Raw genomic sequence first — 16,695 nt, forward strand, 5'->3', positions numbered from 1 at the left:
TTTTTTTGTTTTAAAGTTATAGATCAAAAGTAAAATAGTACACTGCCAAAAGATGACATTTTGTAAATATTATTAAAAAAAACGACACTTTTAGGAGTGTCGTTTATGAAAAATTGTTTGCATCAATAATTATGAAATATTGATATAATAATTTTCATACCAATCTGCATAAATATTAACCATTCTAGAAATAACTGCATTCAAAAATAATTTTGTTTTTTCTGGATCACTGTTTTTAATTCTATTAAAACTAGAATCTATTTGATTCCAAAACACATAATCATCCTTGATAAAACTTTCTTCTTTTTTATCATCTTTTTCAAATCTCGCTTTTGGTGACATTGTATTACTTTCACTTCTGTTATCATCATAAGATAAAGCTCTAAAATTACCAATAGAATTGACCCACCTTTTTACTAGTTCGTCAATACCTTTATTATTATAGACCCAACTATTTGGATAGATGTGATCCCAATCCCAAGGTCTATTAGTATCATCAATATTTTCAATTTGATTAAATTCCTTAAATTTGGAATTCATATAATCACGTTGAGCAAACAAAAGCATCGATTTATTTCCGTACAATTGATGGATAAAAGAATCCCAATTAGTATTTGCTATATTAATATCATCTGAGTCATTTTGTAAGATTTTTAAAACTTCATTATCTAATAATTTCTCATCTCTAATAACATCAAAATGATTAAAGTTAACTCTTCTTTCAATTACAATTCTCTCTAAATTTTCTTTTAACAATTTTGGAGTAATAACTGGAATGACTAAATTTTCTACTGTCAAATCTGATAATGCAATTTTCCAACTAACTTTAGTGTCATTTTTTAGCAAGGAATTAAAAAGATTAGAGGCAATTTTTTTTCCATCACGGTTAAACCAAAGTGTATAAATATAGGTTGAGGCAATGTCATTTTTTTCTTCATTTGATAATGTTACAAAATCATATTTATTCAAATATATAATTAGTACATAAAACAGATCAATATTCGTTAAAACCCATTGTTTGATTAATATATTAGGAATATTTTTCATTCCTTTTTTTAAGATTTCAATCGCATTTTCAATCAATTGGTTTGCTTTACTTTCTGTTGCATTACCAATATAGTTGTTAAGCAACTTCTTAAATTCTTCTTCTTGAACTTTTTTTCTAAAATTAACTACAGTAAATTCTTTTTGAAAGCTGTTGTAATTATTCTGCTCACAGGAAACTAATCTAGAAAAAATGCCTATAACTTTACTGGGAGAGATATACGATGCTCCAATATTTTCGACCAAATCTTTAATTTTTGGAAAACTTGCTTTATAGATTGAATAAATCAATTCTTCTCCAGAAATTCTTGTTCCTGCTGAATTTAATCTTACAAATAATGTTGGGTCTTGACTTTCGTTTTCTATATTATTTTCAGATTCATTCAATACTTCTGCATTAACAGCTATTTCTGGAATTTGAAGTCTTTTGTAATTCAAGAATCCTAAAAATATTTTATTCAAATCCTCATCAACTACCTCATCAAAATCCACGTATTCGTTTCCAGAATGTTTAGTTTTTATATTTAGCTCCTTAGTTTTATTAATAATACTTGACTTAAAATCAATGAAGTTTTCTGTTGTTTCTTCTAAAATAAAAGACAATGGAATTGGGAATTTTGAATCCCAAGGATTGATTTTGTCTGATTTCAAATCAGTATAACGCTCTACTTTTTCATCACGATTAAAAAAAGTATTTGCATTTCGCCTATCTTGCATACTCAAAGAATTTGAATTTACTTTTAATTGATAACCCCAAGGATGGGATTGTGTTAAACAGCGAAAAGTGAATTTTTGAGTTTCGGTTGCATTTGCCGTATTTAAGTCTATCCAAACACTCGGTTTGTATGTTTTTAAGGAAAGAAAATTTTCTGAATTATTATCAAAAGGATTAAAATGACCCAAAGCAATTGATGTACTTCTTTGTTGACCATCTAATAAAAAGCGATTGTTTTCTTTATCAACTGACATCATAATCGCGCCGATAGGATACCCTCTAAAAATAGAATCCCATAATGCTTCAATTTGTTCAGGTTTCCACACAAAACCCCTCTGTAATGATGGTAGAGAAATTTTGGTTTCTTCTCCAGAAACTTCTTTTTGCCATTGTGATATTTCTCTTAATGTGTAACTTTTCATTTATATGATTTTTATTTTATTTATTTTATCCTTTTAAACTTTTCAAATACAACTCCGCACAAGCTCTAGCATCACTCAGCGCATCGTGATGATTCAGCGGAATATTATGTTCTTGGCACAAGTTAGCTAAATTTGTATTATAAATCTTATAGGTGTAAAATTTATTATAGTCGGGAGTTGGTAAATTATAGTAGTTAAGTGTTTTATCCAAAACTGGGAAATCAAAGCCAAAACCATTGTGCCCCACTACATTTTGATTTTCGATATAAGGAGCAATTTGATGCCAAACTTGATCGAAAGCAAGTGCATTGGAAGTCATTTTGGCTGAAATTCCGTGAATGTCCGTAAAACGACTCCAATAATAATTATGGGGTGGTTGTACTAATATATTGACTTCTTTGGTAATGATTCCGTTTTCTACTCTAACCAATCCAACTTGGCAAATACTATTCCTGTAACCCGTTGCAGTTTCAAAATCTAACGCAGTAAAAGAATTCATAAAATTTAATTGCTATTCATTACAATTTGTAATATTCATTCCTGAAATTTCTATCTTATACAGTCTACCATCAATTACTAATCGATTCATAAAACCTAACGGAATAGTGGCTGTTGTTCTATCATCTATCCCTTCAGGGAATTTTTCCTTAAAAGTACGTTCTAGCTTATCAATCCGTTTTGAAAACAAGCTCACAAATTCTTCCTTTTCCATAAATTATATATAAAGATTTGACATTTCCAAAATTCTATTTTTGATTTCATTTTGAAGTGAAATAGGAGAGAGTGTTTTTACATTCGATCCGTATTTCAGCAGTTCCATAATAATATCATTAGTGGTGTGGATGAAAATTTCTATGACAACCGTATCTTCGGTTTCTTTCACAATGCGTTGGGATTCGTGCAATGGAAATGTTTTGATATAGTTACCCTGTTTATTAGAAAACTGCAAAACCACTTTTTCGGCAAGAGAGTATGTTTCAACTCCAAAAGCGTGTTGAAATTCTTTTTCTACGTTATAAGCAATGGGTTTGAACTTGGTATCTGTAATTTTTAAGTTCGAAATTCGGTCTAAACCAAAGGTTTTTACAGTATAGTCTTTTTTGTCTTGTGCGACTAAATACCATCTTTGTTGCGATTCTTTGATAGCAATGGGTTTCACTTCTCGTTGGGTACTAAAATCCTCCCAATGCTTTTGATGGGTAAATTGTAAAAGATAACCATTTTGTATGGCATGAATAATACCATAAATATGTTCAGTTCCTAATGATTTTCGCTTTTCAAGAAATACACTTGGTGACAATTTATTTCCTTCTTGCAGTGCGTGATGTATCGAAAAGGCATCTATCATTCGAGTTACGGATTGGTCTTCTATTTCTTCTTCATCAATAGTATAGGTTTTGTCTTTTCGGTTGTATTGAATAACGATTCCAAAAAGAGTTGTAATATCTTTTTTATCGCGTTCAAAAGTGCGTATGGCATATTCAAAAGTCGTATCAATATCGTCCTGTTCTAGTTTATGCATCACATGATCTTGCAATTCACTAAAACTACATGGTCTGCTTCTCAAGCGATCTATAACATACAAATACCTTTTAAAATAAATTAATTTTGACATAATTGTTCGATTTATTTTTCAAAGATAATTTATTTGTCTGCCAATTTATGACGGAGTATAATAATTGTATTTAAAAGGGCAAATCACTATCCGGTTTATCATAGAAAGGTAAATTATCAAATTCACCTAAATGTCCGGTAAATTTTACTCTAGCATTGCCGAGGCCTCCATAACTATTTTTGGCAACAATAATTTCAGCTTCTCCAGCTGTTGGCGAAGCATCATCATCGTCCCATTCGTCAATTCTATAATATTCAGGTCTATAGAGAAATAAAATTAAATCGGCATATTTATCTATCGGGGCATGCTTTCTTATATCTGATAATAGTGGGCGTTTATAGTAACCGTGTCCGTAAATTTTTTCTTTTAATTGGACAAAGACAATCATAGTAATATTTAATCTTTCAGCTAATTTTTTTAGTTGAAAAGTTATCATCGCAAGCTCTTTTTTATTTAAGACTTTGTCAACTTTGTCTTTACTATTATTGCCAATTAAATGTAACATGTCAATCATAATTAGATCTACTCCATAATTAGGACAAATTAATTCGTAAATTTTATGTTCAATATCGGATACAGTAAGAAATGGATAGTCAATAATAAATAAAGGCGCTTCTTCTAGTTCTTCTGTTTTTTGGGAAATAAGTTCTATTTCATTTTCATTGAGTAAACCTAAACGTAATTTTTCTATATCGATAGTTGTTTGTTGGCGAATAATTCGCGTCATCAATTGTTGAGCTGTTAATTCTAATGAAAAATAAGCTATTGAGCATTGATTTTCTAAAGTCATTTTATTGATTAATGATAGAGCGAATTCAGTTTTTCCCATTCCGGCAACCGCACCAATTAATATTAAATTGGAAGGCTGAAAACCATTGGTAAGGGCATCTAGTTTGTGAAATCCAGAAGGAATTCCCGATGTGCTCTTTTCGTTTTTGGCAATAATGTCAAGTCTTTCTTTAAGCTCGTCTCCCAATTCTTTTAAGCTTTTAATCTCTATATGATCCATATTTTTTTAGCAAAGGAAATAGAGTTGAATGCCAAAATATGGCGAAGTTTAAAATAGTAAGTAGTTTCTTTTTGATTCCATTAAAATGAAATAAACATTGACCAATACAAAATGTTGCATTACTATTAATTATAAATTTTAGTTCGTAAATTTGCGCACTCAATTTTTTGACAACGATTTCATTAATTGAGCAATATTATGGAAAATAGAAAAAAAGTTGCCTTTTATACGCTTGGTTGCAAACTGAATTTTTCGGAAACTTCAACGATTGCACGTTCTATCCAAGACGAAGGTTTTGATCGTGTAGATTTTGAAGAAGTGGCTGATATGTATGTAATTAATACCTGTTCAGTAACTGAAAATGCAGATAAACAATTCAAACAGATTGTAAAAAAGGCAATGAAGCTAAATAATAAGGCTTTTGTTGCAGCAGTAGGTTGTTATGCGCAATTGAAACCGGAGGAATTAGCGGCAGTTGATGGCGTGGATTTAGTTCTTGGCGCAACTGAAAAGTTCAAAATCACCGATTATATTAATGATTTGTCCAAAAATGATTTTGGAGAAGTGCATTCCTGCGAAATTGCCGAAGCTGATTTTTATGTGGGAAGTTATTCGATTGGAGACAGAACCCGTGCTTTCTTGAAAGTGCAGGATGGTTGTGATTATAAATGTACCTATTGTACGATTCCGTTGGCAAGAGGAATTTCCAGAAGTGATGAATTGGAAAATGTGTTGAAAAATGCCTCAGAAATTTCGAAACAAAATATCAAAGAAATTGTTCTTACTGGCGTAAATATTGGAGATTACGGGAAAGGGGAATTTGGAAATAAAAAACACGAACATACATTCTTAGAACTAGTTCAGGAATTAGATAAAGTGGAAGGAATCGAAAGATTACGAATTTCGTCTATTGAACCGAATTTATTGAAAAATGAAACGATAGAATTTGTATCGAAAAGCAGAACTTTTGTACCGCATTTTCACATTCCTTTGCAATCAGGGAGCAACGATATCTTGAAATTGATGAAACGTCGTTATTTACGTGAAGTATATACCGAAAGAGTAAATAAAATAAGAGAAGTAATGCCGCACGCTTGTATTGGCGTAGATGTAATTGTAGGTTTTCCTGGCGAAACAGATGAACATTTTTTAGAAACCTATCATTTTTTGAATGAAATGGATATTTCGTATTTGCATGTTTTCACGTATTCAGAACGTGATAATACGGAAGCAGCTGACATGAGCGGAGTTGTTCCTGCCAATGTTCGCGCCAAACGAAGTAAAATGTTACGCGGATTATCGGTAAAAAAACGTCGTGCTTTTTACGAAAGTCAATTGGGAACCAATAGAACTGTTTTGTTCGAAAGTGAAAATAAAGAAGGCTATATTCACGGGTTTACCGAAAATTATGTAAAAGTGAAAACGCCTTGGAATCCAGAATTAGTCAATACCTTACACGACATTAATTTGACAAAAATTGATGAAGATGGAAGTGTACGAATGGACTTTGTTACTACTATGGTATAGTTTATAAACATATAAGTCATTTAAGCTTTTAATATATAAGTCATATAAGCAAAAGATTAAAAAACCACTAAGGGATTAAGTTCATTAAGTTTTACGCTTAATTTTCTTAATCCCTTAATGTTTTAAAAAACTTATATGACTTATATGGTTGAAAATTTTTAAGGATTCGTAGACCAAATACTGCTATTTTTAATGAAAACGCGTCGGTTTAGTTTCAGTTGTGCGATGATTAATTCGGCCATATCTTCGGCTTGCATGACTTTTTCCGGATTGCCATCAGTCAAATTTAATTCTTTCGCCATGTCCGTAGCAACAGTGCTTGGCGTTAATGCCGTCACACGAATATTATGTTTACGAACTTCCTGCATCAACGATTCAGTTAATCCTAAAACAGCAAATTTAGAAGCACTATAAGCGCTCGTTAACGCATTTCCGCTTAATCCGGCTGTTGAAGAAATATTGATGATATCACCTGTTTGTCTTTCAATCATATTAGGCAACACGGCGCGCGTTACATAATAGGTTCCCATTAAATTTACCTGAATGATGCGTTCCCAATCCGTTGGTTCTAATTCTAAGAATTTTCCAAAAGCAGCTATTCCTGCATTGTTGATTAAAATGTCAATGCTTCCAAATTCGGCTAAGGCTTTGGCAACGGCAGCGTTTACCGAATTAATATCGGCAACATCAGCGGTTATTGCCAGTGCTTTTACTCTTAAAGAACGCACTTTTGCCGCTACACTGTCTATTTCTTCTTGTGTTCTGGCAACCAAAATTATATTTACACCTTCTTTGGCTAAGGCCAAAGCAATCGCTTTTCCAATTCCTTTTCCTGCGCCTGTGATTAGGGCATTTTTATTTTTTAAATCTGTCATTTTATATTATTTGATGCCAATAAAAGGCTGAGTTTACTGTAAAAGTAGTACGTTTTACATTTGAAATCTATTTTGATTTTCTATTTAATCTAAATTTAACGTTCTGTTATTTTGACTGAAATGAACATTATTTTTTATCCAAAGTTAATTTGTAAATATCCGTTTCCAGAGCTTCGGTGTCTTTGTCTTCACAAAGCAGGAACTCGATTTTTTCTTTTGAATTGGTGTATAAAGTCAATCCTTCGAATTTATGTGTGCTACTAATTTTTTGAGTAAAATCGATTTTCATGGTTTTCAGGTTGATTCTCCCAATCAAACTTCCTAAAACTTCACCGTCATCATACGTAGATTCGGTATCTTCGGCTGTGGCTAAAAAATAAATACTGTCATCGACTAAAACTCCATCGGTAAAACTACTGCGTACTCCTTTTATTTTAGGGAGTTTGTAGGCGTTAGAAAGAATAGTGAAATCATTGGTGAGGTTTTTTCCTTCTATGGTGAAAAGAACATTCTTATTGGAACTACCGTTGCCGCGATTCAATAAAAACCAACTTTCGCCATTATAGATGGCACCTTCGATGTTGAAATCTTCGGGTTTTATTTCTCCGAAATTTTGCATGACTGCATACAAATCGGCGAGGTCATTTGTGGCAATTACCTTTTTATCGCTGGAATTGACTTGTATCATTTTGTTCCTTTTTTCAGTGGAACCGGAACCAAAAATATACAAGCTGTCGCCAAAATAAGTTATGGCTTCAAAATCAGCTTTATCTTTTTTTAGCGTGTTTTCTGTTGGGTTTTCCAGTAATGGATGGCGTTTTAAATCTTTGGAATCCATTTGATATTCATAAAGAAAACCGCTGTTGTCACCAATAATCAGTAGGGAATTGTCTTTGTAAATGAGTCCGGATGCGGAACCAATGCCGATGATTTGAAATAGTAATTCGAGTGTGAATTTTTCCATTGTATTTGTTTTGAAAACGAGTGCCTAGCCCAGATAGCAGTGGAAATCCTTTTATTATTTTTCTTTAAAATAATAAAAGATTGCAACGAATAGCTGGAAAATGCTCCTTATAATTTGTTATATTTGAGTTTACAAAGATAAAATATTTCTTATGAAGTCTATAAATCCCGATGATTTTAAAGTGATTGGCAAAATTGATTTGGCCAAAATCCCTACGAACTTGTTCAATGAGTCCAGTGAGGATGATAAAGAGGAAAAACTGGATAAAGTTCAGGCGAAATTGAGCGAGTTGCAGGATGTGATGTATGCGCACAATCGATACGGCGTTTTGATTTGTTTGCAAGGCATGGACACATCGGGGAAGGATAGTCTGATTCGGGAGGTTTTTAAGGAATTTAATCCGCGTGGTGTTGAGGTGCATAGTTTTAAAACACCCAATTCAACGGAACTGGAACACGATTATTTGTGGCGACATTATTTAGCTTTGCCCGAGAAAGGGAAGTTTGCTGTTTTTAACAGAACGCATTATGAGAATGTTTTGGTTACCCGCGTACATCCGGAATATATTATGAATGAAAATTTGCCGGGAATTGAAAATGTTTCAGCTATAACGCCACAGTTTTGGGAAGACCGATTGGAGCAAATTAATAATTTTGAGAAACATATCTCGCAAAACGGCACCATTGTTTTGAAATTTTACTTTCACATGAGTAAGGAAGAGCAACGCAAACGCTTGCTACGCCGATTAGAAGAAGTGGAGCACCACTGGAAATTTTCGCCCGGAGATTTGAAAGAGCGAGAGCATTGGGATGAATACATGCAGTATTATGAAGAGGCAATTAATAAAACCGCTACCAAAAATGCACCTTGGTATATCATTCCTGCTGATGATAAGGAAATGGCCCGTTATGTTGTGGCTAAAATTATCTGGGAAGAAATGCAAAAATATACCGATATAAAAGAACCGGAATTAGACGATAAAGTAAAAGCTAATTTTGAAATGTATAAAGAGATGTTGAAGGAAGAGCATTGATTTAATTGATTTTCTTACGAAAGTTATTTGAAGTTTATCATTGTATTACGGTACTGTTAGTATGTAAAATTATTGTTTTTATCGCTTTAAAATTCAGCCAACTCTTAGCTTTTTGTTAATATTCAATTCATTTAGAGTTTAAATACACGGCATTACTTTGCTTGAAATTTAAACAATCAACCAAGATGAAAAAAATTATTTTACCAATGTTATTTTTAGTATCCTTAATCTCATGTGAGAATGATGCTAAATCTTCGAATGAAGCAACTAGTGTTATTTTAGCGAATCAATCTGCGACTCCGGTGTTATTGAAAAAGCAAGCGGGCTTTGAAAACCTAGAGCTTTTTTCACTAATTGCTTCTGATGATGTTTTGGCAGGAAGCCCAAATTTTGTTTTTGGAGGTTCTGCGGATGGATCAGGATTATTGAAAAATGCGGATGGTACTTTTACTTTTTTGGTAAATCATGAAGACAATTTTGCGGTATCAAGAGTCACATTCGACAAAACATTCAAACCGACAAAAGGAGAATATTTATTGAATTCTAATGGGGGAACTTGGAGGTTATGTGGTGCTACAATGGCTACGGTTGCTGAACACGGTTTTGGTCCATTGTATTTGACTTGTGGAGAATCTGGTGAAGAATCGCGTACTCATGCCATAAATCCTTTTGGAGATGTTGCTTCTGCTTCGGTTTCTAAAGAATTACCTGCTTTAGGAAGAATAAGTGCTGAAAATGCTTTACCGTTAAAAGCGTCTGCGTTTGCAGGAAAAACTGTGGTTGTCATTGGAGATGATGATTCAGGAACGTATGGCGGTCAAGTATTTATGTATGTTTCAAACACTGTTGGTGATTTAACGAATGGTTCTTTGTACATGATGAAAAGAACGGATAACAATCAGAGAGAGAAAGATATGGTTGTCAATCAATCGTACGGTGTTTCTTTTGTGAAAATTGAGAACCATACTACAATGACAGGAGCGGCTATAAATGCCTCTGTAAATACATTGAAAGGAATCAAATTTGGAAGAGTAGAGGATTTGGACTATAAAAAAGGTACGGATGCCGGAGCAAGAGAAATCTATTTTAATGTTACAGGACAAAATACTTCTGGTGCAAATGCAGATGCTTCAAGAACAAAATATGGTAGAGTTTACAAATTGAACTTGGATGCAAATAATCCTTTGGTTGGTTCGCTTGAAGTAATTCTTGATGGCGATGACCGTACCGGAATTGCTGGGAAATTTCAAAATCCAGATAATATTTGTGTGACAAAAAACTATGTTTATGTTCAGGAAGATGCTAATGGTTATGGCGATGAAACGCATGACGCTTACATCTACCAATACAATATGGCGACAAAACAATTGAAAGTGGTTGTAGAGTTAGACCACCGTCGTACGGCTACAGATGCTGCTAAGTATAATGTAGGCGGAACTTCAGGATTAGGAGACTGGGAATATGGGGCAATGATTGATGTTTCAGAACAATTAGGAATCGAAGATACTTTCTTATTGAGTGTTCAGCCTCATACTTGGAGAGGGACAAAATATAAAGGTGTCGATGGAGGAACAAATCGTCCAAATGAAGACCAGGCAAGTCAAATCGTTTTAATCAAAGGATTAGCACGATAATTAACCCAATCAAATAGTTACAAATATCCACGGTTTCTTATTAGGAATCGTGGTTTTTGTTTTTACAATTTTTTAAAGTTACTCGCATTTATCATGAAAAACAGTTTCATTTTATTGGTTCTAATTGTATTGTTCTCTTGCCAAAATGCTATTCCTAAGCATGAAACGGTAAATAATGTATTCAAATCAGATATTCTAAAAGTCATAGATGAAGTTTCTAAACTGGAACATTTAATAAAGCTGAATACTTCGATTGGGCAACTTCAGCAACAATTTCTAAAGGCACACAGCAGTTACAAACAAGTGGAAACGATCAGTGAATATTATTTTCCTGCTGTCTCTAAAGCTATAAATGGTCCAGCCTTGGCAGAATTTGAAGAAAATGATGGAAAGACTTTGCCTCCCGAAGGATTTCAAGTGATTGAAGAATTTATTTTTCCAACATATAATCCAAAGTCAAAATCCGAATTGCTGAAAGAAATGGGTATTCTATCGGCTAATTTAAAGCGTTTGGACAAAGTGTCACAGACAAATGAATTCACAGATTCCCACGTTTTTGATGCGATGCGTTTGGAGGTTTTTCGAATAATAACCTTGGGAATAACAGGATTTGATTCCCCGATTGCTCAAAAATCTATTCCGGAAGCAGCATCAGCATTAGAAAGTATCGAGAAATATTATAAAATCTATGCGGATAATTCAACCGATGAATCTTTTCAGAAGGTTTTAAAAACGATTAAAAAAGGCAAGGAATATTTAAAAACAAATACCAACTTTAATGCATTTGACCGCGCTTTTTTTATTCGAGAAATCGCCAATCCGTTAAGTATCGGTTTGCATAAAACGCAAGTCAGTTTGAAAATTCCTTTTATAAAAGAAACAAGAGGATTAAAAACAACTGCGCAGACACTTTTTGATAAAAACGCTTTTGATGTCGAAGCTTTCTCCGCATTTCCAGATTATGAAACAACGCCTGAAAAAATAGAATTGGGGAAATTATTGTTCAATGATCCTGTTTTATCAGGAGATAATTCTCGTTCGTGTGCTTCCTGTCACCATTCAGATAAAGCATTCACGGATGGTTTGGAGAAATCTATTTCATTAGATGGTAAATCTTTGGTAAAAAGAAATACGCCTACGCTTACCCATATTGCATTTCAGCGTGCTTTCTTCTCAGATTCCAGAGTCAATTATCTCGAAGATCAGGCCGTAGCGGTAATTATAAATGAAAATGAAATGCATGGTTCTTTGGCAAAATCAGTGGTGGCTTTAAAAAAAGAAGCAAGTTATGTTGCCAAGTTCAAAAAGGCATTCCCTAAAACAGCAATAAATGAATTTGGGATAAAGAACGCATTGGCATCCTACATAAGATCATTGAGTACTTATGATTCAAAGTTTGATGAATTTATGCGTGGAGAGGAAAAATTTGATTTAGATGAAATTGCAGGGTTTAATTTATTCACCGGAAAGGCAAAATGTGCTACATGTCATTTTATTCCATTAACAAACGGAACGGTTCCACCAAGTTTTATGAAATCAGAAAGTGAAGTGCTGGGCGTTCCTGATAAATATAAAAAATTAGATGCTGATTTGGGTAAATTTGAATTAACAAAAGCCGAAATTCATCGTAATTCTTTCAAAACACCAACCATAAGAAATGTAGAATTGACGGCGCCTTACATGCACAATGGTGTTTTTAAAACGATGGAAGAAGTGATTGATTTTTACAATGACGGCGGTGGAAACGGATTGGGGTTTAATTTACAAAACCAAACGTTACCCGAGGACAAATTGAATCTTACTGACTTGGAAAAAAAACAGCTTATCGCCTTTATGAAAACATTGACAGATAAAAAGTACTATTGATAGTAAACAAAAAATGCGCTGAAATTCAGCGCATTTTTATAACTAATTCAAAAAAGTTTTATAGTTCAAAACCGTAAGCCAAACGAACACCTACTTGTCCAACACCTTTTCCGAGAGAACCGTTGTTGTTTAAACGATCAAAATGATTGTAGTGTGTATAGTTCAAAGAAATATCTATGTATTTAGTAGCATAACCTATACTTGGAGATAACAATAAAGAAGTTTTATCTCTGGTATTGTCTACATTACTTACTGCAAATGCTGCACCAGCTTCTCCCATTACATAAAATTGGTCATTCCATACAAAAGCTTTAAAACCTGCTTTAGCTGGGATGATACCTAAATCTTTTCCTTCTGTTTGACCAGGAAACGTATCAGCTTTGCTTACAAATAAATTAGTGTAACCAGTTGTTAAAGTTAAAGAGTATCTTTTTGATAAATCGTATTGACCTCTTACATCAGCTCCTAGTGCTAATTTGTATGGGTCGCTAGTTGAATATCCTGCATTTGCACCAAATCCTAAACGAAATCCTTGATCGTAATTTGTAGCTGTAGTTGTTGTTTCTTGTGCTTGTACATTGTTAGCAAACATCATTGCTATTGCGAATACAAATAACATTTTGATTTTTCCTGTCGTTTTCATAATTGTAATATTTTTTATTAATAATTTTTTTTGGTGTTATCTTGGTTTTATTTAATTCAAAACAACGTTACAAATGTATAGCCCTCATAAGCCTGTTTTGTTATAGAATTACTTGGTTTTGTTATAGAATTCCTTGTTATGTGAAATTATGCAGTAAAAAAGAAGTGTTATATATGTAATAGTATTGATGCAATTGAAAGCTTCTAATTATCTTTGCCATCAAAAAAAAGCAAAAAGTGAATTTATCTCAATACTTCAAAGAGTTTTCTTATAATATAAAATTAGCTTATCCTGTAGTTTTAGGAATGTTAGGGCATACATTAATAGGAATAGTTGATAATTTCATGGTTGGGAAATTGGGCTCTACGGAGTTGGCGGCTGTTTCACTGGGTAATAGCTTTATATTCATTGCTTTGTCTTTAGGGATAGGTTTTTCTACTGCAATTACTCCATTAGTGGCTGAGGCTGATGCCGAAAAAAATGATCAAAAAATCCGTACTACTTTTCATCATGGATTGCTTTTATGCACCGTTTTAGGAGTTGCATTATTTATTTTGACAGTGTTGTCTAAACAAATTATGTATTTGATGCACCAACCCAAAGAAGTGGCTGATATGGCTGCTCCATATATTGATTGGGTTGCATTTTCTTTGATTCCGGTGATTATATATCAAGGATACAAACAATTTGCAGATGGTTTGGCCAAAACAAAATATTCAATGTATGCTATTTTAATGGCTAACGTTGTGCATATCTTTTTTAATTATGTACTGATTTACGGAATTTGGTTTTTTCCAAAATTAGGAATTCTGGGAGCTGCTTTGGGAACTGTCTTGTCAAGGATAATGATGGTGGTTTTTATGCATTATCTGATGAAAAAGAATTCGGCATTGAAAAAATATTTTAAGAATTTCAGTTTCAAAGAAATCAGAAAATCAATTTTGAAAAAGATTATCAATCTGGGTATGCCTTCAGCTATGCAAATGTTGTTTGAAGTAACTTTGTTTACCGCTGCAATTTGGCTTTCTGGTTCTTTAGGTAAAAACAGTCAGGCTGCCAATCAGATTGCACTTATTTTGGCATCTTCAACCTTTATGGTTGCAATGGGTTTAAGTGTCACGGCAATGATTCGAGTGAGTCATACTAAAGGAATGAATGATTTTAAAAAGTTGATTGTTGTAGCACGATCTATTTTTCTATTGGCGATTATACTTGAAACTTTTTTTGCGATAATATTTGTGGTATTCCATAATTTTTTACCGCATTTATTCTTGAATATGACCGATTCAGCTCAAATGCTGGACAACGAAGAAATCATCATAATCACTTCAAAATTACTATTGATTGCAGCTATTTTCCAAATCTCAGATGGAATTCAAGTCGTTGTTTTAGGAGCATTACGTGGTTTGCAGGATGTGAAAATTCCAATGTACATTACCTTTGTGGCGTATTGGATTATTGGTTTTCCTATTTCTTATTATTTAGGAAAATATACGGAACTTAAAGCCGTTGGAATCTGGATAGGACTTTTGGCGGGACTAACTGCTGCCGCTTTATTTTTGTATATTCGCTTTGCAAGATTAACAAGAAAGTTGGTGTTACAAAATCATAACAAATAAAATAATAAATACTTAAATACTAAATTCATGGAATTACCAAAATTTTTACTAGGCGATAATACTGATTTTCCTGAAGATATTTTCATCATACACCTTGATTACCCTAGATTTATAATCAATCTGAAAGATGATGAGGTAGAGTTTATGGAAGAAGCAGAGGATCTTGACGAAGCAGAATTAAATGCAGAAATGGAAGGATTAATAGTTCTTGCCAATGAGTTTTATGACCGAGAAATTAAACTTTACGAAGAGTAGTTAAATTTTTGTCTTACCTAATCTATATCCAAATGAAAAATGTACTTATGTATTCTATGTTTATTTTTGGCACAATACTCATAATTAAAGGGGTTTTCAACTTTTTTCCGTTTGAAATTAAATCAAATATAAACGCAAGTGAAGCCTATAATTCTGGACATATTGTAGGATATATTATTGGTAAATTTGGTAAGATTGCTCTTGGTGTTTTAATGTTAAAGTATGGATACCAAACTTATTTGGAAGGAAAAAGAAGAACAGAATAGATTAGTCTTTTTTAAAATATTTTTTCAATAATTTTTGAGCGGCGGCAAAGGGTGAAATTTCATCATTTTGCACCGCTTTTTTAGTTGAATCCAATGATTTTTGAATTTCCGGATTGCTGTAAAAATTGGTTTTCAATTGCTCGTTAATGGTCTCCAGCATCCAATATTGATTTTGTTCTTTTCGTTTTTCAAAAAAGTAATTATTGCCTTTTGTAAGTTCTAGGAATTTTTGAATGGTTTCCCAAACATCGTGTATTCCTTCATGGGTAATGGCGCTACAGGCTGCAGTTGTGGGTGTCCAACCTGATTTTTTGGCAGGAAAAAGATGCAGTGCTCTATTGAATTCCAGTTTGGCAAGATGCGCTCTTTTGATATTGTCACCATCGGCTTTATTGATTACGATAGCATCTGCCATTTCCATGATTCCACGTTTGATGCCTTGCAATTCATCGCCGGCACCAGAAATTTTTAATAAAAGGAAAAAATCAACCATGCTGTGTACGGCAGTTTCACTTTGGCCTACGCCAACGGTTTCTATGATGATGGTATCAAAACCGGCAGCTTCACAAAGCGTAATGGTTTCCCGGGTTTTTCGAGCTACACCACCTAATGTTTCCCCCGATGCAGAGGGACGTATAAAAGCATTCTTATCTTTAACTAATTCTTCCATTCGGGTTTTATCACCCAAAATGCTTCCATGTGAAATCGTGCTGCTGGGATCAACGGCAAGTACCGCTACTTTTTTTCCTAAACCGGTCAGGTATTTTCCAAAAGCTTCAATAAAGGTGCTTTTTCCAACGCCTGGAACTCCAGTAATTCCTATTCTGACAGATTTGTTTGCATAAGGCAAACAGGCATTTATGACTTCATTGGCTTTTGCCAAATGGTTTATATTAGTACTTTCCACTAAGGTAATCGCACGGCTCAGTGCGGTAATATTCCCTTCTAAAATCCCTTCAACGAGTTCTTTTGCCGAAGGTTGTATTTTTCTAAATTGCTGAATATGCCCAACAGCAACAGCGCTGATAATTTCAGGAGGAGAAATTCCGGGTTTTTCGTTTATGGAGCTGGGATGATGTTTTTTATTTGGCAAAACTATTTTTTAGAATAGTAAAAATAATAAAAACTATCTTGAATAGACGATCATTCTCTTAAAATGTCATTTGATTTTGATGGTTCTTCTTTTGCGGAGGATATATCACAAATTT

At 33.4% G+C, this 16,695-nt stretch carries 16 protein-coding genes; 7 read left to right on the top strand and 9 right to left on the bottom strand.

The features are described from left to right. Positions 1-129 precede the first annotated feature (129 nt). From QLS97_RS05915 to QLS97_RS05935, 5 genes are all read right to left on the bottom strand, one after another. Positions 130-2,181 (bottom strand): DUF262 domain-containing protein, encoded by a 2,052-nt coding sequence (locus tag QLS97_RS05915; RefSeq protein ID WP_282714920.1) that lies wholly within the window; start codon positions 2,179-2,181, stop codon positions 130-132. Between the two features lie 25 nt (positions 2,182-2,206). Next, complete coding sequence (locus QLS97_RS05920) at positions 2,207-2,680, bottom strand: 3'-5' exonuclease (protein WP_282714922.1); 474 nt, start codon at positions 2,678-2,680, stop codon at positions 2,207-2,209. A gap of 12 nt (positions 2,681-2,692) precedes the next feature. Then, positions 2,693-2,893, bottom strand: coding sequence for a hypothetical protein (locus QLS97_RS05925; RefSeq protein WP_282714924.1), 201 nt, complete (start codon positions 2,891-2,893; stop codon positions 2,693-2,695). A 3-nt stretch (positions 2,894-2,896) separates the two neighbouring features. Then, positions 2,897-3,796, bottom strand: a complete 900-nt coding sequence (locus QLS97_RS05930; RefSeq protein ID WP_282714926.1) for a helix-turn-helix transcriptional regulator — start codon at positions 3,794-3,796, stop codon at positions 2,897-2,899. Between the two features lie 70 nt (positions 3,797-3,866). Next, complete coding sequence (locus QLS97_RS05935) at positions 3,867-4,805, bottom strand: DnaB-like helicase C-terminal domain-containing protein (protein ID WP_282714928.1); 939 nt, start codon at positions 4,803-4,805, stop codon at positions 3,867-3,869. A 198-nt stretch (positions 4,806-5,003) separates the two neighbouring features. On the opposite strand from QLS97_RS05935, the gene mtaB reads away from it, so the two are divergent. Then, positions 5,004-6,332, top strand: a complete 1,329-nt coding sequence (mtaB, locus tag QLS97_RS05940) for a tRNA (N(6)-L-threonylcarbamoyladenosine(37)-C(2))-methylthiotransferase MtaB (RefSeq protein WP_282714952.1) — start codon at positions 5,004-5,006, stop codon at positions 6,330-6,332. 158 nt (positions 6,333-6,490) lie between these two features. Here the strand turns inward: mtaB and QLS97_RS05945 are convergent, their stop codons facing one another. Further along, entirely contained in the window at positions 6,491-7,207 is a 717-nt protein-coding gene (locus tag QLS97_RS05945; RefSeq protein ID WP_282714954.1) for a 3-ketoacyl-ACP reductase, read from the bottom strand. A gap of 127 nt (positions 7,208-7,334) precedes the next feature. Continuing rightward, complete coding sequence (locus QLS97_RS05950) at positions 7,335-8,171, bottom strand: DUF6929 family protein (RefSeq protein WP_282714956.1); 837 nt, start codon at positions 8,169-8,171, stop codon at positions 7,335-7,337. A gap of 151 nt (positions 8,172-8,322) precedes the next feature. On the opposite strand from QLS97_RS05950, the gene QLS97_RS05955 reads away from it, so the two are divergent. The 3 genes from QLS97_RS05955 (at position 8,323) to QLS97_RS05965 (ending at position 12,704) form a co-directional block, all read left to right on the top strand. Next, a complete protein-coding gene (locus QLS97_RS05955) occupies positions 8,323-9,204 on the top strand; it encodes a PPK2 family polyphosphate kinase (protein ID WP_282714957.1) in 882 nt (293 codons plus the stop codon). A 185-nt stretch (positions 9,205-9,389) separates the two neighbouring features. Continuing rightward, positions 9,390-10,838, top strand: coding sequence for a PhoX family protein (locus tag QLS97_RS05960; protein WP_282714960.1), 1,449 nt, complete (start codon positions 9,390-9,392; stop codon positions 10,836-10,838). 93 nt (positions 10,839-10,931) lie between these two features. After that, a complete protein-coding gene (locus QLS97_RS05965) occupies positions 10,932-12,704 on the top strand; it encodes a cytochrome-c peroxidase (protein ID WP_282714962.1) in 1,773 nt (590 codons plus the stop codon). Positions 12,705-12,762: 58 nt separating this feature from the next. On the opposite strand, the gene QLS97_RS05970 is transcribed toward QLS97_RS05965, so the two are convergent. After that, positions 12,763-13,347 carry a hypothetical protein gene (locus QLS97_RS05970; RefSeq protein WP_099714614.1) on the bottom strand — a complete coding sequence of 195 codons (585 nt, stop codon included), beginning with the start codon at positions 13,345-13,347 and terminating at the stop codon, positions 12,763-12,765. A 236-nt stretch (positions 13,348-13,583) separates the two neighbouring features. Between QLS97_RS05970 and QLS97_RS05975 the strand changes: the two genes are divergently transcribed. From QLS97_RS05975 to QLS97_RS05985, 3 genes are read left to right on the top strand one after another with little or no spacing between them, the layout of a single operon-like run. Continuing rightward, complete coding sequence (locus tag QLS97_RS05975) at positions 13,584-14,966, top strand: MATE family efflux transporter (protein WP_282714964.1); 1,383 nt, start codon at positions 13,584-13,586, stop codon at positions 14,964-14,966. A 27-nt stretch (positions 14,967-14,993) separates the two neighbouring features. Next, positions 14,994-15,221, top strand: a complete 228-nt coding sequence (locus tag QLS97_RS05980) for a hypothetical protein (protein ID WP_091204000.1) — start codon at positions 14,994-14,996, stop codon at positions 15,219-15,221. A 32-nt stretch (positions 15,222-15,253) separates the two neighbouring features. Next, on the top strand, positions 15,254-15,487 hold the full coding sequence (locus tag QLS97_RS05985; RefSeq protein ID WP_282714966.1) for a hypothetical protein: 234 nt from the start codon (positions 15,254-15,256) through the stop codon (positions 15,485-15,487). A 1-nt stretch (position 15,488) separates the two neighbouring features. Here QLS97_RS05985 and meaB read toward each other — a convergent pair whose 3' ends face one another. Further along, entirely contained in the window at positions 15,489-16,580 is a 1,092-nt protein-coding gene (gene meaB / locus QLS97_RS05990) for a methylmalonyl Co-A mutase-associated GTPase MeaB (protein ID WP_428831770.1), read from the bottom strand. Between the last annotated feature and the right edge of the window lie 115 nt (positions 16,581-16,695).

Origin of the sequence: Flavobacterium yafengii, from assembly GCF_030010375.1 — a bacterium.
Classification (GTDB): Bacteria; Bacteroidota; Bacteroidia; order Flavobacteriales; family Flavobacteriaceae; genus Flavobacterium; species Flavobacterium yafengii.